Source organism: Acinetobacter tjernbergiae DSM 14971 = CIP 107465, from assembly GCF_000374425.1.
Classification (GTDB): domain Bacteria; phylum Pseudomonadota; class Gammaproteobacteria; order Pseudomonadales; family Moraxellaceae; genus Acinetobacter; species Acinetobacter tjernbergiae.
This window is the reverse complement of record NZ_KB894371.1, coordinates 64307-87198: the sequence shown is the minus strand read 5'-3', so window position 1 is coordinate 87198 and position 22892 is coordinate 64307. Positions and strand designations below refer to the sequence as shown.

Sequence of the window (22892 nt, the reverse complement as noted above, 5' to 3'; positions counted from 1 at the left end):
CAAGGTATTGATTTAATTACGTATCATCGAAAGAACATGCGGACTGTTCAACTCTGTGCACAAGATGAATATCACTTAAAACAACGTAATAAGATAGAAACGTTATTTAGCTTATTGAAAGGACAATACAATTTAGTGACGAGTAAGGCACGTAGTATTCATGGATTTCTAAGTGGGATTTATGCATCGTTATGTGCATATCAATTAACCCAACGAAATAAGCCAAAAATTCAAATTATGGAATCAGTGGCTTAAACAGGATTCGGGTTACAATAGTATACTGACCTAATTTAGCTATTCAACAAATTACTTACTTAAAATTTGAACCATAGACATAAGCAGTCAAATAAATATTGACCGATCACATTCACCTGATCAATCATAAGGTGTACAAAAGTCGCCTAACCAATATTTTATCAGCTGATAGAGTTCTTCAGAGAGAATAGCCATTAAGCTCTTTACTAATTTTCAACCAGCTCATTTCAATAAAACAATATTTTGAGTTGGGGCAAAAATATAATTTTTTATATCATCTGGCTTATCTAGATTAAAAGGTATTACTTTTAAAAGAGCTCTATTATCAGTTGCATTAAACGCGAATTGAGGTAATGGCTGATAAAATTTATCTTTACGATATGGATATATAAGAATTACTTCGCTACTATGCTGTAAATAATGATGACTATACGCAAACATTTGCTGAATATCACTATCTTTCAAGCCATATCGTCCTGACAAGTTATTTTGATCAATCAATTTCCATTTTGTGTCCAACACAATTTTTTTATTTTGTTTTTCAATGTAGATATCTGGTTTTAACTTAAAAATTTGTCTATTTTCATGTGTACATATATGTTGACTTGATGCTTGTGTTTTTACTTTCCAATCTTTTAAAATTCGACGTAAATGATAAGCAACATAATGCTCAAACAATCTTTCCATTGGGAACAATAGGCTCATTCCACGCCAACCACCTTGAGTAGATACAGGCATATATTCACTTAAAATCAGCTCAGTCCAAGGTTTTATATCTGCATATAGTACGAGTAAACGCCCTGACTGCCACTGTTTAAAATCTTGAGCAATATTTTGACTCTTTGGAATTTCTCCAGTCATTAAGCGAAGTTCTTGAGCAAGTTTCCAATTTTTAGAACTTCGTGTTTTTTTACAAACAACTTCTAATGCTGTTTTAATTAACCTATTTTCAGGGCGATCAACTTCATAGATGTCGTGCTCAATCGGAAAAATATGCTTTCTTGCTGGGGATTGCCGCATATGTTTCACATGCTGTAATTGCCCTCTCAAATACTTTTGCTCTTCTTGTACACGTTGATAATCAAAGCGTAAACCGCGTTGAATAAGTTTTTCAAAGTTACAAAGAAACTGATCTATGATCCACTCATGTATAGGCTGTTTAAAACGACTTAAATTTGCCTCACCAGCATCGCGATATGGTAAATGCAAAGATACCTTAAGCATCTTTTTTAAAAGCTCACGTTCTTTTGCAATCACCATTTCATTAGATTCACTAGGCTCTATATCAACATGCTTCGGTAAGATTTCAATACGTGTACCGCATTTGGTTTCGAGAACTCCGACATATTGATCTAGTCTGAGTTTTCTACGTCCCGCTAATTCAAATACCTTTGCACCATGTCGAGAAAATGATGCTGAGAGTTCACACAAATGATCAAAAGCAGATGAAGAAATATAAGCATGATCTATAGTTGATTCAGGGCATCCTGCATATGCAACACTAAGATATGCATATTCTCTGACGGTTATCAGATCAGACATATTTGCCCCTATCAATGCTGAATAATCTTTGCAAAACTTTCAATCGACTTGAACGATGTTGGTACCAACTCCCAAGTTTTTTTATCTTCAAAGTAACCTAAATCTTCAGAATCTACATTCGGAAATATTGTGGTTTTTTCTACAGGTTTTGGCTTAAGCATTCCATTGCCATTTAAAACTAAATTTATCTTTGCCCAGTCATCAAAGAAGTATTCTTGTAATTGTGGAATGACCTTCTGCTTAAAAATATCTGACAAATTTTCTAAAGTTGGTTTCTCTTTTAAATTCATGAAATTAGCATGACCTAAGCAATGATCACGATCAATTAAGATTTCAATTCGTTGGTTGATAACTGTTAATAATCGTTCAATATCTACACCATCAACACTCACATCTCTCAATAGATTTGGTTGAGGTGGCATCTCAATAAAAGTGAATCGACGACGTAAAGCAATATCTAAACCTGTTAAAGAGCGGTCAGAAGAGTTCATCGTACCAATAAGGTATAGATTGTTTGGAACAGTAAGCTCATATTTAGAATATGGCAATGTAACAGATAGCTGTTCTTCTGCCCCTTGACGCTTCGACTCTTCAATTAAGGTAATGAGTTCACCAAATATACGAGAAATATTACCTCTGTTGATTTCGTCGATGATCAGCACGAATTTCTTATCATTGTCTTCCTTTTGGTGACTATCTAAAAGATTTTTAAGTTTGGTAAGATTTATTGCATTCGCCAAGTTGTAAATTGTTTGTTGCGAAAGAACTTTATCAAATAGTTGTTCTACATTTAGGCTCGGTTTGAACAATTTAAGCCATTTAACAGATTTCTTTTGAACGTATCTAGGTGCATCATCACTATCAGGTAGTAGTTCATAATTACCACTTATTTCACCAATAGCTCTGAATTTATAATTCCCATCAGAAATGATGATTAAGTCACCAACTTTTGTTTTGTTTTTAAAATCATTTACAAATCTTGAAGCTGAAGGATATTTTTTACGATAATCCTCATAACCATTTTCATCCATAATCTCTTCAACTTGCTTACGGTTAGTAGCACCAGAAAAGTTTATGTCATCTCCCCATCCAAGAAGTACACAATGATTTTTAATGCAGTAATCGAAGATATCCTCATCCTCTCCTGCTCTTCCTAAAGACATTTTCCATATTTCATTTGCACTAGGATCAAAATTGTTCTTTTGGCTTTCTAAAATTACTTTTGATTGAGCAATATCACACAATGATTTAAATACCCCAGAAACTACAGGATATTCGATATTTTTTTTACCCTCATTATCTTCTACTGTTTCAGCTCGAATGCCCTCTACAAAATCCTCGTAACTAAAACTCTGATGAAAAGTTACAAACTTAATCTGTCCTTTATTCTTATACTCATCAAATCTATTTTTTAGATATTCACGCTTTTCTTTTTCCAAATCTTCTAGGGACTTATCTTCAATAACCGAAAGTGCGTGATTGATTGTATTAAAAGTTTTCCCCGTCCCAGCAGCACCAAATAAGATACGATTTAATGGTTGTACCATCTTATTCAACATTTCTTTATTTTCCTTTGAATTACTGTTGTCTAATGATTGATGTGTATCCAATTCATACCATTCACAAAATTTTTCTAAATCACTTAAACTATTTATCTCAATGTAATATGCTTTATTGCCCTTATACAAACTAGGAGCATGAGACTTCAAACCATCATGACGCCCTTCATTTTCATCATATTTACCGAATATTTTCGAATTGTTATCAATAAAATTAAATTTAAAGTATTGGTTGTCTTCTGGGTCTACACCTATAAACAAAGAAGGTCTAGAATTTTCTAAAATCAAAGCTAACTCTCGATTAGAATTATTTCTAAATCCAACTATTTTCTTAGTTGCTTCCTTAATTTTCTGATATTTTGTTTTTAAAAAATTGTAAGCTTCTAAAGTTGTAAAATAGTCTTCTACTTCATAATTTACAGGGTATAAATCTTCACCTGAATAATCTAAGTCTAACTCCTCAGTGAATGTCTTTACCTGATCTAGCCAGTCCTTTAAATTTAATTCTTTTTGTACAGATTGATCATATCCTTGTGGTAGGACATCCTCATCAACACGTAATAATCTATATGTTTGATCTGCGATGTACAGTATAAAATTTCCATTCTTTTCTAAATGAAGTACAAATAAGAAATCTTCTACTCTCTTTGCTTGAACTTTCTTTCTTCCAAACCCTAAATATCCATATTTGGAAGAACCCGCATGATAAATATCTATATTAGGAAATACTTGCTTAATTTCCCAAAACAACTCCCAGAACCATTTTTTTTGTTCTTGAGATAAAAGTGCAACATAGTCACTAATACGAGGCAAATTAAATTTTTGTTTAAATTCGTCTAATTCCATGAATTCAATAACCTTTAGCTTTATCTATTGTCATCTTGTTTTTTGCTGACTCACCAATACATCATAAATAATATTGGCAAACTGCTTCATCTTGGCTGGATCACTCATCAGCTGTGTCATTTGTTCAGTATGTGCCGTATTACTATCGAGCACTGCATCATCCAAAGCATTATCAAACTCCCCCAACATCGCTTGTTCACGGGTATTGTTTTGAATCTGCTTCATCATTTTAGTGTTTTCAGACATCTTGTCTGCCACGGTGTAGACATAATTAATCATGTCCTGATCTGTTAGCTTATCGGTAATAAATACATCATTTACACGCTGTAAAATGACCGATAAAAAATCCTCTTGTTTATTTTTTGCTTTTGCCGAACCCAGATCATTGGCTGGTTCTAATTTATGCTCAGTACTATCCGCTTTTAGTTGGATATCCTGTTGACGAATTTTAGAGAGACGATAATGACTCATTGAGACATTACTTAAATCAATCACATCTTCATCCGCTGCTTGCTCCCGTAATAACGGACGTAAAGTACGGGCAAACAAACTGATTTTTTCGAGTTCTTTATCATCATATTCTACAATCTGCGACATAAACTCATAAAAACGACTAAAACTACCTAAATCCTTTTTAAAGATTTCTAGTGCATCACGTGCCTTTTTCGCTTCGGCAAATTCATTTTCAGCATTTGCAATCAACACAGGTTCACCTGTTCGTTTGGTAATTTCCAAACGATTCTTGGTCACGTCATAATCATTGACTGCTTGAGAATAACGTTGCTGCCAACGTTGCATCGCTGGTTTACAGATATTGGCAAGTGCTGCATTAGATTTGTTTTTGCTATAGAAAGCCTCAACAAATTGCTCAACTTCAGTCATGAGGAAAATGCGTGCTGATTTAAGCTTCTCAACCAAGTCATACACAATGTCAGGATTAGAGACATCTGCTAGCTCTGCTGTTTGGTAGTAGGGTTGGAATGCATCCAAGATTTCTTGTGGTTCGTTAAAAAAATCCAGAACAAATGTACCCGATTCTGCTTTGCCAGGATAAGTTCGGTTTAAACGCGATAAGGTTTGGACACACTCCACGCCACCCAGTTTTTTATCCACATACATGGCACTTAACTTTGGCTGATCAAACCCTGTTTGAAATTTATTAGCAACGATCATCACTTGAAAGTCATCGCTATCAAATGCCTTACGCATTTCACGCCCTTTCAAGTTTGGATTCATGTTACTTTCAGTAAACTTCTGTCCAACCAAATGACCACTATCCGCATCATGATCAGCAAATTCGACTTCACCTGAAAATGCTACCATCGCTTGAATATTGGCATAGTTTTGCTCTGCCACATATTTATCAAAGGCTTGTTTGTACCGTACAGCCTCTTTACGTGAACTGGTCACCACCATGGCTTTGGCTTGACCACCTAATAAGCCCATCACATTCTTTTTAAAATGCTCAATAATTACACGCACTTTTTGCGAGATATTATGGTCATGGAGCCGCACCCATTGATTGAGCTTGATCTTGGCTTTTTTGGCATCGACCTGATCGTCTTTTTCCTCAATCTTTTGTTTGAGCTTATAAATCACTTTATAGTTGGTATAATTCTTTAACACATCCAAAATAAAGCCTTCTTCAATCGCTTGGCGCATTGAATAGACATGATAGGCTTCAGGCTTATTGGTCTTGGATAGAGGTAGTTCAGGATTCGGCAAACGACCGAATAACTGTAGTGTTTTATCTTTTGGTGTTGCCGTAAAAGCATAGAAACTTAAATTCTGGCTGCCTTTACGTGAAGCCATGACCGCATCTAGTACATCTTCTGACGTGAGCTGATCATGTTCATCACGCTCATCAAGCATCAGCGTTTCTTTGAGCTGTCGTGCCGTTGAGCCACTTTGCGAAGAATGTGCTTCATCTGCAATTACGGCATATTTACGTTCTTTTAAACTGGTACTGTTTTCAATTGCTTTAAGCACATGAGGGAAGGTCTGAATGGTGACAATAATAATCGGCTGTGCAATTTCTAATGCATTTGCCAATTTTTCAGATTTAGAACCATCGCCTTCTTTATTATTAATTCGTCCAACCACGCCATCCGCATGTTCAAACTGATAGATCGTATCTTGTAGTTGTGCATCCAGAATAGTTCGGTCAGTCACTACAATCACTGAATCGAACATCTTGTTATTGTTGGCATCGTATAAGCTAGACAGTTGATGTGCTGTCCATGCAATTGAGTTGGACTTTCCTGAACCCGCACTATGCTGAATCAGATATTTTTGCCCCGTCCCTTCTACCAAAGAGTCTTCAACCAATTTGGTCACGACTTTCCATTGGTGATAACGTGGGAAAATCAGGCTTTCTTTTTTATATTTACGTCCTTCCCAGTCTTCTTTTTCATCAATCTGTAAGTGAATAAAATTACCAATAATATTCAGTAAGCTGTCTGGTGTTAGAACTTCATTCCACAAATAACCTGTTGCGTATTCATTCACATCTTCAGGTACATCATTGCCTGCACCTTGTTCTTTAGTGCCTTTGTTAAAGGGCAAGAAATAGGTGTTGTCGCCATTGAGATAAGTTGCCATATAGACTTCATACTGACTCACCGCAAAATGCACTAATGCACCACGTTTAAAGGTCAATAATGGTTCTGGCTTATTGGTTTCAGGGTCTTTGGGTAGGCGTGTTTTTTTGTACTGTGCCATGGCATTTTGTACGGCTTGTTTAAACTCTGACTTGAGTTCTAGCGTTGCCACAGGAAAACCATTAATAAACAGGACTAAATCGATGCGCCATTTTTTTGCTTGTTTACCTGTTGCTTCAAATTCAGCTTTGTTGGCGTATGGGCTATACACCAACTCAGGTACAACACGACAAATATTCTGTTTATAGATTTCATTCAGTTCAGTGTTTAGACCATGTTCAGGTTTAAACTGGCAAAATGAAAAGCGTGTACCACGGGTTTTAAGTCCATGACGTAATACACCCAACGTACCATAACTGCGAGACTCAATATCGGTGGCATTCATGTCAGCTTTTTTAAGCTGAGCCACCACAGTATCTAAAAAATGGCGTTCTGTATCATTCGGAAAAATACTTTTAAACTTTTGCCATTCTTTGTCTTGGGTCTTTTGTACAAAATCTAAAACGTCTTGTTCATAGAGGGCTTTTTCACGGTTGTAGCCCTGTGGTGAACCAACCTGCCAACCATGACTTTGCATTTGCGTAATAATATCTTGTTGAAAAATCGTTTCTAAAGTTACGTCCGATCGCATTTTTCTCGTCACCCTTTTAAATCTTAAAATGCCTTTTCTATTGTTTTATTTGCCAGATTGGATAAGTTTGCCAATCTTCAGGAAAGCCCATATAGGCTTTAGAAATGTTTTTATGCGACAACAAAAGATCAATCAAACGCTGACGCCATGTATGTTGTAAGGTGATTTTATCCATAAAGTACAGTAGAAAAACCAAGCTATTATAAAGTTTACGATCTGCCGAGGCCTTTTGATCAAAATTGCACTGCTGGGCTAAGCCCAAAGGTTTGTTTCGAGGTTTCGCAATGGTTTTAGTAAATTTACGATTCCATAGCCGTGAGTGATGTGCACAGGTATTTCGCAAATATACGAGATGCTGTAATAAACCTTCAAATTGCTTTTCATCGCAATCAAAATGACTCGAAATTGCTGTGCGTGTTTGTTTCGGAGCCAGTGACTGATACCATTTAGAAAGTTGCCCGAAACTCATCACTTCACAAGATGCCCAAATCGGTGGCAATGCAGGCTGATCATAAGTACGTTGGTAATGTTCTATAAATACTTCATCAGCTCGGTCTATTTCTCCCTCTAACGACTCTAATAATTTTTCCCATCTAAACAGGGGTTTAAAATATTGCGAATGCATAAAAGCATGTGCACCGTGCCGATGCGCAAGTTCGTAGGCAAATTGGGTACGAATCGCCACTTCAATCCGTTCGATTGCATCGAGCACCAATAGTCTGAGTTCACGGTCAAAAACATAGATTTCCCACACCTGTTCAAAATTCGTGTTTTCTTGAAAACAGTGAGGTGAATGGGTCTGTTCAAAGGGTAGCCAATAAGCACCCAAACGGTAGTAATTGACTTGGGCTAAGTGGAAAATTGCTTTCTGTTCATCGTTAACGACCATACCACGAGATTTTAAAATCTCCAGTTGCTCGGAAAATGTTTTAGGCGGTTTATTAAATGGTTTCATGCGGCATTACCTGCACATCGGGGTAATTGCCTGTATGTAGAGTCATTATTATATTTTGGTAGGGCAGAAAAAAGTAACCCGACAGTTTGAGGATGCAATTGCTTGCCTAGCCTTGTCGGGTGTTGTTGAGCGTATTGTGCAATTTTATGCGTTTTTATGCAATGGCTTTTTGTTCGCATTTGCGAACAGATTTGTATAGAACATATGGAAAGCATCATGCACTTAACTCCATATTCGCCTCATTATTTTTATTTGGATTTTGCCAATGACGAACGTCAATTTTTCCTGTTACGGCTGCGGAAATAAGGGCTGTACGGCGTTCTTGCATGAGTTGAATAGCATTTTCAGCCGATGCCATTAACTTAGAGAAATGATCAATTTTCTTTTTGATGTCTGCAACAATTTCTCTAATTTCATTTTCAGGCGGAATTGTTATAGAAATAGCTTTTACAATATCTGTATTTAAATTTGGTTGTCCTGAACCTTGCTTAACTCTTTCACGTAAATCATTTGTCAAAACTGATAAATAAAAATAAGCATACTCAGTGTCTATTTTTAAATCCTCAAATCCAACTACACCATCGTTTGCATTGGCATTGATAGACAAAATTTTAGGAACGCCAAGCGTTGCACCACTATTGGAAAGTAACAAAGTGCCTGATTGAAAAACTCGACACTGCTCACTACCTTTCTTTGTCAAAAAAGTTTCTGTACTTGTAAGATATAACTCATCATCTTTTGTAATTTCGGCAACTGTCACCCACGGCGAATAATCACCATTAAACAATGCTGGGTCACCAGCAGGACGTGGTGAACCACCTCGGACTACTTGAGAAATATAACCAAATTTACTCACAATCCAATGCTCAGGCACCTCCCCTAACCACTCCACACCTGAATCTTTCATCGGTACACTTGGATTTAAACCTTTAGTCACTGCATGACTAATTACCGCTTGGCGTTTTTCTTTGAGCAGCTCAATTAGCTTTTCTTGTTTAGCAATCAGGGTATCAATTTTTGCTGTTTCGTGGTCAAGAAATTTCCTAATCGCCAATCTCTCGTCAAAATCACATGGAATAGAAAACTCAAAATTATTAAGGTTTTCTTGAGTCATGCTTGGTAAAGCAGTATTTGTTGAATATCGATCAAAAAGAATAGTCTTTGCTAAATAATAGAAATATTTTACGTCAATATCCTTTTGAACGTCTGTGTAATACATAGTGTCAACTGTCCAAAAAGGCTCATCGATAAATAAAGGCTTGTCGATAGTTCCTTTTCGTCCAAGTAAAACTGAAGGCTGATCAAACATAAATTCTGTACTGAACGTAAACTGTCCACCTGAGCCCATCACAGGAAAACCATTTTCAGCTTCTACATGTTTATAGTCTTGTCCATTTTTAATCTTGGCTAAAAATTTAAGTCTTGTCACTTTCCAGTTACTCGGAACCTCCCCCAACCACTCCACACCTGAATCTTTATATTCAGCATATTTCTGATACTTCGCCATTACGAATGCACCTCTTGCAAAAGTGCCATAATTTCACGGCTCACCGCATCCAAATCGGCATCAATCTCGGCTAAATCACGTGGTGGCTCATACACATAGAAATGACGGTTAAACGGAATCTCATAACCCACAATCCCAATTTCTCCATCTTGTGCATCACGCTTATCGGCATTGATCCACGCATCAGGCACATGCGGTTGTACTTCACGCTTAAAGTAAGACTCAATTAAATCAGTCGTGCTTTGGCTTGGGTCAAGCGCAATGTTCTCGGCATCACGCAAATCACCATCTTGTTCAAATTCAACTACTTGACCTTTATATTCAAAATACCCATAAAGTGAATGCGAAGTTGTCTTCAATACTTTCTTTACCACTGGCTCCGCTTCATGGTTTTTCCAAGACACTACATTCAAAAGTAATTTTTGCTCTTTTGAATCTAATGTAATTCCAAGATTCTTAATTGATCTTTTAAGTACAAGAGAAAATTCGTTCATATCATCAAATTGTTTAAGTCCAATTTCTCCTTGAAGCATTTTTGCTTTCATGAACAAACTTTTTTGATCAATCCATAAATCTTTGGACAAAATATTCTTTACATCTTTCTCTTTAATATCAGGATAATTTGCTTTTATGAAAGCTCTCGCTTCGACTTCTACATCCGAGAAATCACCATAGCTTTCATCATTCCAAGACTGACCAAATTCAACAAATAGTGTCTCCATCATGACATCTAGGAATTTTGATGAAAATTTTAGACGGTTAATCCGAGTATCAGACAATTGCACTGATAAACGTAACGGACGTTCAATGGTGACACGGCGGTAGCCAAATTCATAACTATTAAAAATTTTGCTCGAGAATGGCTTTTGCTGTTCACTTTCACCATCTAAAGCCAGTGTATCTACTGCTTCAAAAGCACCATAGTTTTGGGTAATGGTCTTAATTTCTGTATCTGTCAGATAGTTACGCTTCGACCCAAGTGACTTACGCATTTTCGAACTGAGGTTCGCTGCATTAATTAAATGTACTTTGCCTTTACGCTCGGCGTCTTTCTTATTACTGAGTACCCAAACATAAGTCGCAATGCCTGTGTTATAGAACATATCGGTTGGTAAAGCGATAATCGCTTCAAGCAAATCCGCTTCTAAAATATAACGGCGGATTTCACTTTCACCACTGCCAGCACTGCCTGTAAACAAAGGCGAGCCATTTAAAATGATACCGATGCGACTGCCCTGACCTGTGCTATCCACATCGCGCATTTTACTGATCAAATGCATTAGGAATAATAGTGATCCATCTGAGACACGCGGCAAGCCTGCACCAAAACGACCATTAAAGCCCTTTTGTTCATGCTCCTCTTTAATTTCTTGTTCAATCTTTTTCCAATCCACACCAAATGGTGGATTTGACAGCATATAGTCAAACTTTTCATAGGCAAGCTGGTCATTAGACAATGTATTGCCTAACTTGATTCGACTAACATCCTGCCCTTTAATCAACATATCCGCTTTACAAATGGCGTAAGATTCTGGATTGAGTTCCTGACCAAACACACGCATCACTGCTTCAGGATTATGCTCATACACATATTCCGTACCTGATGACAGGAAACCGCCTGTCCCAGCAGTAGGATCATAAATGGTTCGAATCACACCCTCTTTATTCAGGGCATCATCATCTTGGCTAAAAATCAAACCTGTTGTGAGTCGCACAATATCTCGTGGGGTAAAGTGTTCTCCTGCTGTTTCATTTGAACTTTCAGCGAAACGACGAATCAGCTCTTCAAATACCAAACCCATGTCATGATTAGAAATACTTTGTGGACTTAAATCCGTGCTCGCAAATTTTTGCACGACTTTATAGAGTAAGTTGGCATCGTCCAATAAGCCTGTGAACTCATCAAACTTAAAGTGTTCAAATATTTCACGGGCATCTTTTGAAAAGTGCTGGATGTAGTTACTGATATTCGCTCGAATATTTTTTTGCCCAAGGCTGCTTAAATCAAGCTCTGAAGTATTAAAAAAAGATAGGCTCTCTGTTGCCTTCAATAACATTTTTTCTTTTGCTTCTTCTGGCAAAGGCATCGCCTTCACTTTTTCATTAGCTTCAAGCACTTTAGCTTTACTTGGCTCAAATACGCACTCCAAACGGCGAAGTAAAGTAAACGGTAAAATCACACGTCCGTATTGAGATTGTTTAAAGTCACCACGAAGTAGGTCTGCGACTGACCAAATGAAAGCTGCAACTTGAGAAAAATTGTTATTTGTCATTGAAATATACCGCTTGCTTTACAGCTTGAAACTTAAAATTTATGCGGCTAATTGTGCCTGATTTACAATGGGTTTTACCACCCGTAAAATAAGTTAAAAGTTAACTAATTCGTATAAAAATGGGCTTTCTAAGTATTATCGAAGAAAAAGAAATTTATAGCTTTATGCTTGATGATGAACAATGGTCAAGATTAAAAGAGAAATATAAAAATCTAAATATGTATATGCCATGCTGCGATACCAAAGCAATTCCCAAAAAAAATAAATTGGGTACTCAGTTTTTTGCTCACCATCCATCAAGTACATGTGAATTTAGCTCAGGAGAAAGTCGTGAACATCAACTTTGCAAATACTTGATCCTAAAGCATCTACATGAAAATGGTTGGAAAGTTTTTCCTGAATATCGAGGTCAAACACCTGATGGTGAAATATGGATTGCTGATATTTATGCAGAAAAAGAACAATCAAAAATTGTAATTGAAATTCAATGGTCCTACCAAAGTATAGAAGAAACAGTACGCAGACAAGAAAAGTATAAAGCTTCAGGAATCCCCGCAATTTGGTTCATGCGCACAACTTTAAAAAACAAATGGGATGTATTAGATTACCAAAGTTATGAATTGCCTATCTTTTCAATTTCCTTGGACAAAGAATCTCACCAACTTATTGCAAGTGGTGCTTTTAAAAATTGTGACAGTTTTGATTTAGTAGAAAAAGAATTTATTCAGTTCTTCCAGCACCTTATGAGCGGTGGTATTCAGCACTCATTAAAACCCAACTCTCAAAGATTTTTACAGTTAGGATTGAATCAAGTCAGATGTTGGAAATGCAACCAATTAACCAATACTATTATGGAAATCAACTACTTCATACATTACAAATCAGACTTAACCAAAATAGCTGAATTAACTATCGAACACCTCTCTAGTTCTCATAGTGAAATTTTAAATAACCCTAAACTTATGCAAAAATATACATATGGTTTTATTATTAAACGTTTTAGTAAAACACGTGGTACAGCCTATTTATCCAATGGCTGCTTTCATTGTGATGCTTTACAGGGGGCTTTTTTTGCTCACCATGAAAAGGACCCTAACAAAATGAAATATAGTGAATATATAGAGGTAAGATTAGATAAGGATAGTAAGGTTGATGATCTTTGGTACTACCTTTAAATAAGTTAAAGAATTAATTTATATTACTCCAAAAGAGATATCCATTCTCCTTTGCCTGACTATACGCCCAACTTGCAACTCTATGTGATCTTTCAATATCCGTCAGGAAACCCAGCTTTGATAACTCATCTGTAATGAGGCTATTAAAGTTCTTATTACGTTCCTGCCACTGCAACAAAAACTCTTCTGATGCCAAGAAATCACTTTTAGCTGAATTGCATTTTTCATCTGCAAGCACAAAATTATGACCTGTATCTGCTGGGTACATTGCCCAAGGTATGAAATGATCCACAGCCCATTTATTTTGTTTAATTGGCTTTTGGCAGTAAAAGCACTTACATGCTTGGAGGTCCACTAAGAACTCTCCTACTTGACGAAGTTGATTTCGGCTTGGTTCAAACATGAATGTTGCCAGATCAGGTAAACCATCTAGAACCAATAAATTACCTTTATTTAACCTTACAAAATCAACCCACTTTTTCTGGCATAATTCTTCAATAATTTCACTAAATTGACGTAAGCAATACATGACATTTGGTAAAAGTATAAGTTGTTTTCGAGAATCATCTAAACGATATAAAAACTCAACATTTTGACCTTTCAAGTTTTGTAGGTAGGTCACAGGCATCCTCTTTACGATGTCAGCCACTTTCTTTTTCAATTGCAGCCAGTACACATAGTCTCGTCTGGCTAAGGCAAGGGATTTATAACTTTGCTGGGCAGTATGAATTAAGCTGATAATTCCTGCTTGCTTGCCATTATTCTGTTGTAATAGCAACGGTTCATTTTCATTAAAATGAAATGGAAGAGTCTGCTTCCAGTATAAATCTATAAATTTTTCTGCAATATCCAGATAGTCTAAAGTTAAGCCTTCTCCAGTATCGCGTCCCTGTTCAATCGCCAAGCGGGAAAGACTCATCAATAAAGCAAATTTATAAGTCGAAGAAAAACTTCCTGAATGTAAAATTTGCTGAATCTGTTTCAGAAACTTGAGTTGCTGCTGTGGTGTAGGTATAGATACTGACATTTTTTTTCAATTTTGTTTTTGAAATACGATATTCAGCCAATCTTCATTATGATCGGGACGCTTATCAATGGTAATCCATTGTTGTAACAGTAAAATATTATCAAATTTTTTGAATAAGCTCTGTGCTTGTGATTCATTCATATCTGTAAATTGTCTTCCATCCTTGTAACGCTCTCCCGTACCATATTTAAATGACATATAGCAGATACCATTCACTTTTAATGCTTTTAGGATTTTCCCCAACACTTCAGGCAAACGTTTTCTTTCACAATGCAATAATGAAGCACATGCCCAAATACCATCATACTGATTTAGCTCAGACAACTCATAGAAACTTTCAAAACGCACATCGACTCCAGTCAATTGCCTTGCCTTATCAACCAGTTCTTTTGAATAATCCGTTGCTGCAACCTGATAACCTTTATTCTTAAAAGCCAATGTATCCCTACCTGAACCACAGCCTAAATCGAGTATAAAAGCATGGTCTGGTAAATAGCGTAAAAATGGTTGATATAGGCTCTCCATATCTACTTTGTATGTAGACTCGAAAAATCCTAATGCATTGATATCGTAATAATCTAAATTTTGTTTCATTTATAACATGAGTAATTTTTTTCGATTCTACCAAAAAAATAAGGGAGCAAAAGCTCCCATTACTCTCGTTCTTCCATCTTAGCCTCAATCCACTGATGAATTTCCCAAGCTGACCAACCAATGCGCATTTCTGTCAAACGTATAGGTTGAGGAAAGGTAGGATCGTAATATTTAGAATCCTTGTTAATCATCTCATAGATTTTTGATCGACTAAGCGCAGTAAATTCAACAACATGCTTAATGTTAATAATTTGATTCATCTGAAAAGTTTGACCAGTGAACGCATTCATGATGTTTTTCTCCCAATCAATGATGCGAGCGCGATTTCGCTCAAATAATAGAGCTCGCTGTAAGAAAAAACGTCCTGCTTTCACACAATCAATTCAAAGCCTGAACCGATTGCTGCAACCCTTTCTGGATATCCTGAACAAGGCTCAGGTCATGCGTTTGCTGCTGCTCTGGCTTTGCTTCATCCATGTAAAACTCTTCAACAATATCCACCCCCTCTTCACCTCCCACCTCAAAGCTGGCGTTACCATAACCCTGCCGTGCCACATGGTCTAAAGCCTCCTGATAAAACCCTGCTGCCTTGCTCTGTTCATCAATTTGTTTGGCTGAAATAATGGCTTCCTGCAAAGTCACACCATCACGTAAAGTTAAGTCCACATAGTAAATTGGAGTAAGGGAACAATTTGTTGCTTGAATTGTTCACAACTGATCTGATCATCCACCACATCTTTAATAAATTTTTCAATTTCACAAAAGGTTTGAGCTTCGTTGTAGGTCGTCATGAGAAAACACATCCTAGGTTATTTGTTCATATCACTAGGAGTGCCGTAGTTTTTTAATCGTTGTTTGACTTAAATCCGCATCGCTGCAAGGTTTGAGCAACACCTCTACGCCAATGCACTTCAAATTGACCTGTACCGAAGCTACGCATATACGGTATCTTTGCTCGTAGATACTGTGCATACTTTTCAGGATTGACCAGATACATGGCAGCATTCAAAGCATTACTTACTTCCACGGGATTGTCGCATCGAATAGGTCCTACCCCTAAGCGATCATTCCGCATAAAGTTCTGCTTATATTCCGTAGTATTACAGTTAAAGTGCACACCGATATTACCCGTAATACTGTTCCACATTTGCCAAACCTGATCAGCGAGATACCAGTCATTCTGTCGTTTCGATGGATCATAGATCAGCAATAAGTGGCAATGGTAGCCTTTATCTACACCCTGCTCTAATGCCCATGCATATCCCTGTAACCCCATGAAACAACCATCTTGATTTGCTATACGATTTCTTAAAATACTCATATGTTGTTGAACATTCTCGATACCAACATAAACCTGTTGCTCTTTGAGATAACCCAAATCGACACGTACAAACAACAGTTCAGAATAATGTGTTATGAGTTTAGTCAGATACTGATGCAGTGATCTTCGATTCTGCTCTTCTTGCTGAATAAAGCGAGCATACTCATTCCAATAATCATATTTATATTGGCTGAGTACACAGCATAGGGTTTGAACTTGTTGAATATTAAAATTCAAGATATGTGATGCAGATTGACCATTCAGAAAATGATCAATCCAATACTTACACTGAACAAAATACTGGATGGATTCAGCGTAGTGAAGCTGTGCTGAATAGAAATGCTGAAAGGCTTCATATAATGTACTCAATGTTTGTTTGAATTGTTGTTCACCGATCTGTTCAAAACAGACATCGTAAACAAAGTCTTCAATCGCAGTACAAATACTAGATTCGTTCCAAAGAACTGTAGTCAAATTCATGTCGTGATACTCATCATGTTAGGATTCATATCACAGTCATGTCTGTAGTTTTTTAATTATGCCGCATATATATGAGTGAAGAATCAATCAATAACAAGATAAGGCATTGATAATTAATATATTAATAATAACTTTAAAAACCAATTAAGATCTAGCTACTACTCAATCGTAACTCAATGAAGCAAACTTAGCTTGAATCACAAGCATCTTCTTTGCTTGAATTAGCTAAAGTTAGTTTTTCAGCATCAGATTTCCTCATGTGCCCTCGGAATGAGCGAGAGAAACTATATTGAAGATTCTCGATCACATATATACCTTTATCATTCTTTTTTTTCTTATTTTCCTGCATATGTTCAAAAATAAAAATTTGTAATTCTGCTGGAAAAAAATATTTCTCTGCGAGTGTTGTATAGTTGATCACAATATCAGAAAAGTCGGAAATCAGCTTATGACTATTTTTACTGATTATACAAGTTGGTTTTTTCAAACTTGCTCGTGACTCACCGATATTACTTAGCATAGCCGTAAATTTAAGTTCAGAGTAAGGTGACATTCCTTTCTTGAATCCAAAAGACTCCCATGTATAAATAATTGTATCCACAATGTTTTTTTGCTCTTCAGATGTTTTATGCTCGGCAAAAAAAACTACTCTAAAGTAAAAGTCATTTTTATGATCAAATTCCCAAGTCCCCATGTAACCAACTATGGATTTCAAATTAGTATTAAATCGGTAGGTATTGAAAAAATTTTTTCTTATTTGAGGAAAATCAAATTTCCCTCTTGCACCATTAAGATAAAAATTTATAGAAAATACAAATAATTTCTTATGCTTAGCTAACAATTCATTAAAATATAGTTGAAACTCTTTTCTCTTTTTGTGGAATTTGCTTTCCAAATTTTTCTTAGACTTGAGATTAGCAACTTTCTCTTTATATGCAGCCACTTTTTTATTCAGAAAAATTATTACTTCATGATCAAGTTGAAAACTCTCTTGAAGTGTTTGTATGCCTGTTTCCTTAAGAAATTTAGTCTTTATATCAATTTTATCATCCAGTTTTTTTTGAATGGGTTTTCTTAGTTCGTATTGATTTTTTGTCTTAAACACCCGTCCAAAATTACTATCATTTTCATCAAAAAATAAAAATATTTTTGGACTAATTTCTTGTACCAAGTAACTTTCAAATATACTCAAATAGTTTAAAGGTCCAAAAACACATTCCATTACTGAACTTTCTTTTGCGTATTGAGTTGGATAAAAAATGATTGTTGGATCTTTTTTGAAATCCACTCCATCTACATTACGGTAATAACTTGGACCAGAAATAAATAAATCTGTTTTCAATCGTTCAATATTATTGAGAAAAATTTCCAATTTTCTCAGTTTTGTAAGATCCGTCATCCATTCTTTTTCAACAAGTTTTTCATGATAAAAACCAGACACAGACCAACGTGCAATCATTTCATCGAACGTATTATGTATAATTCTTTCTTTTTCAGCATGATTTGACATATAAATAATCTAAAACAAAAACTTATAAAAAATTAATAACATGCATTTGTATGAATCCACAAGTGCTTTTGTTGAATAATTCATAAGGTTTTGATGTTTGACTTTTAACAAAAAACCAATTGTTTTTATATTTAGTATATTTCCTTAAACTTAAGAATATCCTTTCGATGGATCACTCTAACGATGTATATACCTATGGGAGGTTTTTATATATTTGCAAAATTTCCCTTACGCTAAGGGCTGCCTAGCTGCTACGTTTACTGACTATCGAATAATCTTTTTTGTTACCTAACTAGACTTATCATCGTTTAAGTTCTATTTAGTATTTTTCGTTAAATTTTAGGAAAATGATATTTCTTTACTAATACACATATATAAATAAAGTAAAATTCACTTAAATAATTATTAAAAACCATCTGATGCAACTACTAAATATTCTGATTAATTATATTGTTGCCGTAAACATGCATTATAGATCATGTCGATATTTCTAACTTTTATCGACATAACAATAAATACTGGAATAAATACGATGTCCCATTGGCAAGCAACTGAACCGTATAACGATCTACCTCCATTACCACCAGAACAGGATGTAGAGACCAAGATAGTACTCAAGTTATGTATTGAGGCTAGAGCAGCCTTGGCTGAGTTAAAGCAGGCAGGCAAACTTATCCCGAACCAAAACGATCTTGATTAATATCATCACATTGTTAGAGGCAAAGGATAGTTCTGAAATTGAGAATATTGTCACCACGACCAATAAGCTATTCCAACATGCACAAGGTCATGAAGATCAGGCTGATCATGCTACTAAAGAAGCTCTAAGATACAGGACAGCACTATATCAAGGCGTACAGTCCATTCAGGAACGCCCTTTAAATACTCGTACCACTATCGAGATATGCCAGACGATCAAAGGTGTTGATTTGGATATCCGTGCAACTACAGGTACAGCGTTAAAAAATAGCTATACAGGGGCAGTCATCTACACACCGCCTGACGGGCAGGAAATGATCCGAAACTTGTTATCCAATTTAGATCAGTTCCTACATTACAACGAAGACATAGATCCTTTAATCAAAATGGCGATGGCTCATTATCAATTTGAAGCGATTCACCCTTTTGTTGATGGCAATGGGCGTACAGGGCGGATTCTTAATATTTTGTATTTGATGGATCAGCAATTACTAACTTTGCCGATTCTTTATTTGAGTCGTTTTATCATTCAAAATAAAGCTAAATACTACGAACTGCTATTGAGTGTAACAACACAAGAAAATTGGCAAGAATGGATTTTATTCATGCTCCAAGCAGTCAAAAATAGTAGTGAATGGACAATTGCCAAAATCAAAGCAATTCGAAAATTGCATGAACATAGCATCGAATACATTAAAAATCGTGCTGAAAAGATTTACTCACGAGAATTGGTCGATGTAATTTTTGAACACCCCTATTGCCGTATTTCTAATCTAGTGGACAAAGGCATTGCCAAAAGGCAAGCTGCATCAACCTATCTAAAAAAATTAGTTGAGTTAAGAGTTCTGGAAGAAATCGCTGTCGGGAAAGAAAAGCTATTTCTGCATCCCAAGCTGTTGCACTTGCTAACGAGTGATGAAAACCAGTTTAGCCTTTACTGTGATCAATAAGCGAAACCTCTGCTGTTTTATCTTAATAGCGGTAAAATCAATCAAGGCTTCCATGTTATAGTAAGAACAATAGCTGAATAGCTAAGGAAGTACCCTCATGCAGTTGGGGGTATAACTGGGGGTAAAATACAAAACACTAAATTTAATTTTAATTAATTATCATACATTTAAACCAATAAGTTTATTCCCTCTCTACTTCTATGATATCTCATAGAGTCCTAAAAGCTTAAATCTAAAGGGTTTAGGCTTTTTTTATTGCCTTATGTTTTCCAATTGACCCTATTGAATCCTGATATAGTTGGGGTATAACTGGGGGTAAAATAATTTACCCTCAAAGAAATAGAAGTGATCTGTTTTTATTCAAAAATTTCTTTTTAAGCTCTAAAACTACTCATCAACTTTCCGAGAGCTCTCTATTATGATGTATTCATTTGGAATTACGATCTGTTTCTCAATATTTTTAACCTTATAGGAAATTAATGTATTTTCGCCAATCCCTTGAAATAAAACTTTTATATCCTTAAAAATATAGGTTTGATATTGGTTTAGTTCTTTATTCGTCGTTTTAGGTGAGTTAATTAAAGTGGCATAAGGTGCTTTAATGTATAGTGTTGCTTTATCTATACGTACACCTGTTTTCTGCATAGTGAAATCTAAGAATACTTTTCCAATATCTCCAATAAAAAACATAGGAACAAGTGGAGTCATAATAAGAAAAAAAGAAATCTGTATACTGTCTTTAATATGTGTTTCTAATCTTTTTAATTTAGTTCTTGCAAATGTTTTAAGATTTTCACTCGCATCTGGATCGTCAATAATATCTTTTAAGTTCTCAAACTTGTTGCTGAACTCTTTGATCTTTTGTCTATTAATATAAAAAGCGTAATAGAACAAAGAAATAAAGGCTGATGTAATAGCTATATAAAAACTAATTTTCCAATGTAATAACAGCAAACCACGAATAGTATATAAAAGATAAAGGGATGCTCCTAATGTTAGAATACTAATCTTTGAAAAGGGAAGTTTTTTACCTATTCTTATATGTGGTGGCAAATACTTATCTACGGTACTAATGACCAGATAAACTATAGGCATTAAGGAGATTCCAAAGAAAAAAAGCACTATACTTAATCCTGTATAGACAAGAGAACAAGCAACAAAGATGAGTAAAAAAATGAGTGTATCGCCAAAGCTTATCTCTGAAGGGATATAACTAATTGTTAAAAGATAGGCAACCAAGCACAACACTCCAATCGCAATAATGGTTTTTATTATTGTCAATCCCACTTCATGCCACTGGCTAAAATTATTTAAAAATCTTGTTATTAAATCGTTCATTAATTATTTAACCTAATTTGTATAAATCTATTAAGAATTTATTGATTATAACCAGTATGTTCTCTAAAACATATGAACCTATTTAAGTGATCGCACAAAGTAGTTTTTCATAATGAAAAATTTCTCATTCTTGATTTATCCTATTTGCTAAACTACCCTTTTTAATTTCTACATTTATTTATGCTTAGTTTATTTGTTTACGGTACGTTAGGGCCAAACCGTCCCAATGCCCATATCATGGAAAAAATTGGTGGTACTTGGGCAGAAGCACATGTATTTGGCGCACTGAAACAACAAGGTTGGGGTGCAGAACTCGGCTTTCCGGGGATTGTGTTGGATCAAAGCGAACATCAAGTCTCTGGCTTTGTCTTTTTCTCAGACAATTTAGAACAACATTGGCAAAAACTCGATGAATTCGAAGGTGCAGGCTATCAACGTGTCCCTGTTAAAGCGTATTTAAGTACAGGTGAAGTGATTGATTCCTATGTCTATGCACTAAATACTTGAATCAAAACTGGCAAAAATTCAACAATCGAATCAAATTTCTCTGTTTGCTTATTTTTTCGCTTGTTTTTTTAATTAGATTCTGTAAAATTCTCGCCACGTTGCCGGCATAGCTCAGTTGGTAGAGCAACTGACTTGTAATCAGTAGGTCCACAGTTCGAATCCGTGTGTCGGCACCATTATTAAACCTCATAACACTTTATGAGGTTTTTTAGTTTTTATAATTGCATATTAAAATGCGGACTTAACCGCACTCACCTGAACATAATGAACTAAACCATCTTCGAAGAGTTTTCGACACAACCTCGCTGTTATTGCGATTTTTAATTGTGCCAAGTCAACGTGTTTTTTCTCAGTTCCCTTATTTTTAATATACTCAGCAAAACCATTTAAAACAGGTTCGGAAAAATCCTGAATTTCAATCTCGGTAAATCCTTTTTGTATAAGCTTTTGTGTCAGTTGTTGTTCATCCATTAAATTTTGCCAATTCATATCAGCACTTTTAAGCACATAACGATATTGTTGTTTTTTTAAATTTGAACTCTCTCGCCAAGCATCTGACCACATTAAATAATGAAAAGCGATGCGACCTTGTGAATTCAAAATTGGGGACACTGAATTAAGAAATGAATTCAAATCACTGTGATAAGCCGCATCAATACAGACAATCACATCAAATGAATTTAAAAAATGCTGTTGGTTTAAATTCAAAAAAGATCCACAATGAATTTGAACTTGCGGGAGTTGTTTCTGAATTCGTTTGGCACATTCGGGCTGTAGCTCAACCGCACTGAGTTGTTGAATCTGGTAATACTTAAGCCAATGTAAAAGACTTGCTCCCTGCCCACAGCCCAGATCTAAAACACGATCAGATTGTTTGAGTTGAACAGAAGTAGCGATTTGATCAGCTAGACTTTGGCAAGCCTGTGGATAATCATGACGCTGGTCTTGCCAATAGCCTAAATTACTCCAAGCAAGTAGAGAATCATCTCCTAGACGTTTTGCATCAATTGCATATTTATGTCCGAAAACTTTCTCAATCAATCTTTGCTTGAAGTAAGCCATA

The 22892-nt window shown here is 35.7% G+C and carries 16 protein-coding genes, 1 tRNA gene and 3 pseudogenes; 5 read left to right on the top strand and 15 right to left on the bottom strand.

Features of this window, described 5'->3' with window-relative positions; translation table 11 throughout:
* Nucleotides 1-255 (top strand): annotated as a pseudogene (locus C502_RS0113930) (IS982 family transposase); the annotation flags it as partial.
* 222 nt (nt 256-477) lie between these two features.
* Here C502_RS0113930 and C502_RS0113925 read toward each other — a convergent pair.
* The 6 genes from C502_RS0113925 to C502_RS0113895 all read right to left on the bottom strand — a co-directional run bounded on the left by C502_RS0113925 (nt 478) and on the right by C502_RS0113895 (nt 12228).
* Nucleotides 478-1797 carry an McrC family protein gene (locus C502_RS0113925; RefSeq protein WP_018679434.1) on the bottom strand — a complete coding sequence of 440 codons (1320 nt, stop codon included), beginning with the start codon at nt 1795-1797 and terminating at the stop codon, nt 478-480.
* A gap of 11 nt (nt 1798-1808) precedes the next feature.
* Entirely contained in the window at nt 1809-4202 is a 2394-nt protein-coding gene (locus tag C502_RS0113920) for an AAA family ATPase (protein WP_018679433.1), read from the bottom strand.
* A gap of 30 nt (nt 4203-4232) precedes the next feature.
* Nucleotides 4233-7493, bottom strand: a complete 3261-nt coding sequence (locus C502_RS0113915) for a type I restriction endonuclease subunit R (RefSeq protein ID WP_018679432.1) — start codon at nt 7491-7493, stop codon at nt 4233-4235.
* 37 nt (nt 7494-7530) lie between these two features.
* A complete protein-coding gene (locus C502_RS0113910; RefSeq protein WP_018679431.1) occupies nt 7531-8448 on the bottom strand; it encodes an Abi family protein in 918 nt (305 codons plus the stop codon).
* A 214-nt stretch (nt 8449-8662) separates the two neighbouring features.
* Nucleotides 8663-9955, bottom strand: a complete 1293-nt coding sequence (locus C502_RS0113900; protein WP_018679429.1) for a restriction endonuclease subunit S — start codon at nt 9953-9955, stop codon at nt 8663-8665.
* Nucleotides 9955-12228 carry a type I restriction-modification system subunit M gene (locus C502_RS0113895; protein WP_018679428.1) on the bottom strand — a complete coding sequence of 758 codons (2274 nt, stop codon included), beginning with the start codon at nt 12226-12228 and terminating at the stop codon, nt 9955-9957. The genes C502_RS0113900 and C502_RS0113895 overlap by 1 nt, the downstream gene beginning before the upstream one ends.
* Before the next feature lie 119 nt (nt 12229-12347).
* Here C502_RS0113895 and C502_RS0113890 point away from each other — a divergent pair, with 119 nt between their 5' ends.
* The gene (locus C502_RS0113890) at nt 12348-13403 is read left to right on the top strand and encodes a competence protein CoiA (RefSeq protein ID WP_018679427.1); all 1056 of its coding nucleotides are present in this window, start codon (nt 12348-12350) and stop codon (nt 13401-13403) included.
* Nucleotides 13404-13416: 13 nt separating this feature from the next.
* Here C502_RS0113890 and C502_RS0113885 read toward each other — a convergent pair whose 3' ends face one another.
* From C502_RS0113885 to C502_RS0113855, 7 genes and pseudogenes are all read right to left on the bottom strand, one after another.
* On the bottom strand, nt 13417-14430 hold the full coding sequence (locus C502_RS0113885; RefSeq protein ID WP_018679426.1) for an HNH endonuclease: 1014 nt from the start codon (nt 14428-14430) through the stop codon (nt 13417-13419).
* A 6-nt stretch (nt 14431-14436) separates the two neighbouring features.
* Nucleotides 14437-15024, bottom strand: a complete 588-nt coding sequence (locus C502_RS0113880; protein ID WP_018679425.1) for a class I SAM-dependent methyltransferase — start codon at nt 15022-15024, stop codon at nt 14437-14439.
* A 59-nt stretch (nt 15025-15083) separates the two neighbouring features.
* Entirely contained in the window at nt 15084-15314 is a 231-nt protein-coding gene (locus C502_RS0113875) for a helix-turn-helix transcriptional regulator (protein WP_023274658.1), read from the bottom strand.
* Between the two features lie 88 nt (nt 15315-15402).
* A pseudogene (locus tag C502_RS0113870) lies at nt 15403-15705 on the bottom strand (hydrolase or metal-binding protein); the annotation flags it as partial.
* Nucleotides 15681-15815, bottom strand: a complete 135-nt coding sequence (locus C502_RS19655) for a hypothetical protein (protein WP_018679422.1) — start codon at nt 15813-15815, stop codon at nt 15681-15683. The pseudogene C502_RS0113870 and the gene C502_RS19655, both read right to left, overlap by 25 nt.
* A gap of 53 nt (nt 15816-15868) precedes the next feature.
* Nucleotides 15869-16825, bottom strand: a complete 957-nt coding sequence (locus tag C502_RS0113860) for a YagK/YfjJ domain-containing protein (RefSeq protein WP_018679421.1) — start codon at nt 16823-16825, stop codon at nt 15869-15871.
* Between the two features lie 187 nt (nt 16826-17012).
* Complete coding sequence (locus tag C502_RS0113855) at nt 17013-18335, bottom strand: hypothetical protein (RefSeq protein WP_018679420.1); 1323 nt, start codon at nt 18333-18335, stop codon at nt 17013-17015.
* 532 nt (nt 18336-18867) lie between these two features.
* Between C502_RS0113855 and fic the strand changes: the two are divergent.
* Nucleotides 18868-19984: pseudogene (fic, locus tag C502_RS18370) on the top strand (protein adenylyltransferase Fic).
* Between the two features lie 387 nt (nt 19985-20371).
* On the opposite strand, the gene C502_RS0113845 reads toward fic, so the two are convergent.
* On the bottom strand, nt 20372-21322 hold the full coding sequence (locus C502_RS0113845) for a hypothetical protein (RefSeq protein ID WP_018679419.1): 951 nt from the start codon (nt 21320-21322) through the stop codon (nt 20372-20374).
* A gap of 180 nt (nt 21323-21502) precedes the next feature.
* Between C502_RS0113845 and C502_RS0113840 the strand changes: the two genes are divergently transcribed.
* Complete coding sequence (locus C502_RS0113840) at nt 21503-21829, top strand: gamma-glutamylcyclotransferase family protein (protein WP_023274655.1); 327 nt, start codon at nt 21503-21505, stop codon at nt 21827-21829.
* Between the two features lie 100 nt (nt 21830-21929).
* A tRNA-Thr gene (locus C502_RS0113835) sits at nt 21930-22005 on the top strand.
* 52 nt (nt 22006-22057) lie between these two features.
* Here the strand turns inward: C502_RS0113835 and C502_RS0113830 are convergent.
* Complete coding sequence (locus C502_RS0113830; protein ID WP_018679417.1) at nt 22058-22891, bottom strand: SAM-dependent methyltransferase; 834 nt, start codon at nt 22889-22891, stop codon at nt 22058-22060.
* Nucleotide 22892: the final 1 nt, after the last annotated feature.

What these genes read in the sequence shown, in the direction of transcription:
- C502_RS0113925 (WP_018679434.1), bottom strand. Translation starts at nt 1,797, where the DNA reads ATGTCTGATCTGATAACCGTCAGAGAATATGCATATCTTAGTGTTGCA.
- C502_RS0113920 (WP_018679433.1), bottom strand. Translation starts at nt 4,202, where the DNA reads ATGGAATTAGACGAATTTAAACAAAAATTTAATTTGCCTCGTATTAGT.
- C502_RS0113915 (WP_018679432.1), bottom strand. Translation starts at nt 7,493, where the DNA reads ATGCGATCGGACGTAACTTTAGAAACGATTTTTCAACAAGATATTATT.
- C502_RS0113910 (WP_018679431.1), bottom strand. Translation starts at nt 8,448, where the DNA reads ATGAAACCATTTAATAAACCGCCTAAAACATTTTCCGAGCAACTGGAG.
- C502_RS0113900 (WP_018679429.1), bottom strand. Translation starts at nt 9,955, where the DNA reads ATGGCGAAGTATCAGAAATATGCTGAATATAAAGATTCAGGTGTGGAG.
- C502_RS0113895 (WP_018679428.1), bottom strand. Translation starts at nt 12,228, where the DNA reads ATGACAAATAACAATTTTTCTCAAGTTGCAGCTTTCATTTGGTCAGTC.
- C502_RS0113890 (WP_018679427.1), top strand. Translation starts at nt 12,348, where the DNA reads ATGGGCTTTCTAAGTATTATCGAAGAAAAAGAAATTTATAGCTTTATG.
- C502_RS0113885 (WP_018679426.1), bottom strand. Translation starts at nt 14,430, where the DNA reads ATGTCAGTATCTATACCTACACCACAGCAGCAACTCAAGTTTCTGAAA.
- C502_RS0113880 (WP_018679425.1), bottom strand. Translation starts at nt 15,024, where the DNA reads ATGAAACAAAATTTAGATTATTACGATATCAATGCATTAGGATTTTTC.
- C502_RS0113875 (WP_023274658.1), bottom strand. Translation starts at nt 15,314, where the DNA reads ATGAATGCGTTCACTGGTCAAACTTTTCAGATGAATCAAATTATTAAC.
- C502_RS19655 (WP_018679422.1), bottom strand. Translation starts at nt 15,815, where the DNA reads ATGACGACCTACAACGAAGCTCAAACCTTTTGTGAAATTGAAAAATTT.
- C502_RS0113860 (WP_018679421.1), bottom strand. Translation starts at nt 16,825, where the DNA reads ATGAATTTGACTACAGTTCTTTGGAACGAATCTAGTATTTGTACTGCG.
- C502_RS0113855 (WP_018679420.1), bottom strand. Translation starts at nt 18,335, where the DNA reads ATGTCAAATCATGCTGAAAAAGAAAGAATTATACATAATACGTTCGAT.
- C502_RS0113845 (WP_018679419.1), bottom strand. Translation starts at nt 21,322, where the DNA reads ATGAACGATTTAATAACAAGATTTTTAAATAATTTTAGCCAGTGGCAT.
- C502_RS0113840 (WP_023274655.1), top strand. Translation starts at nt 21,503, where the DNA reads ATGCTTAGTTTATTTGTTTACGGTACGTTAGGGCCAAACCGTCCCAAT.
- C502_RS0113830 (WP_018679417.1), bottom strand. Translation starts at nt 22,891, where the DNA reads ATGGCTTACTTCAAGCAAAGATTGATTGAGAAAGTTTTCGGACATAAA.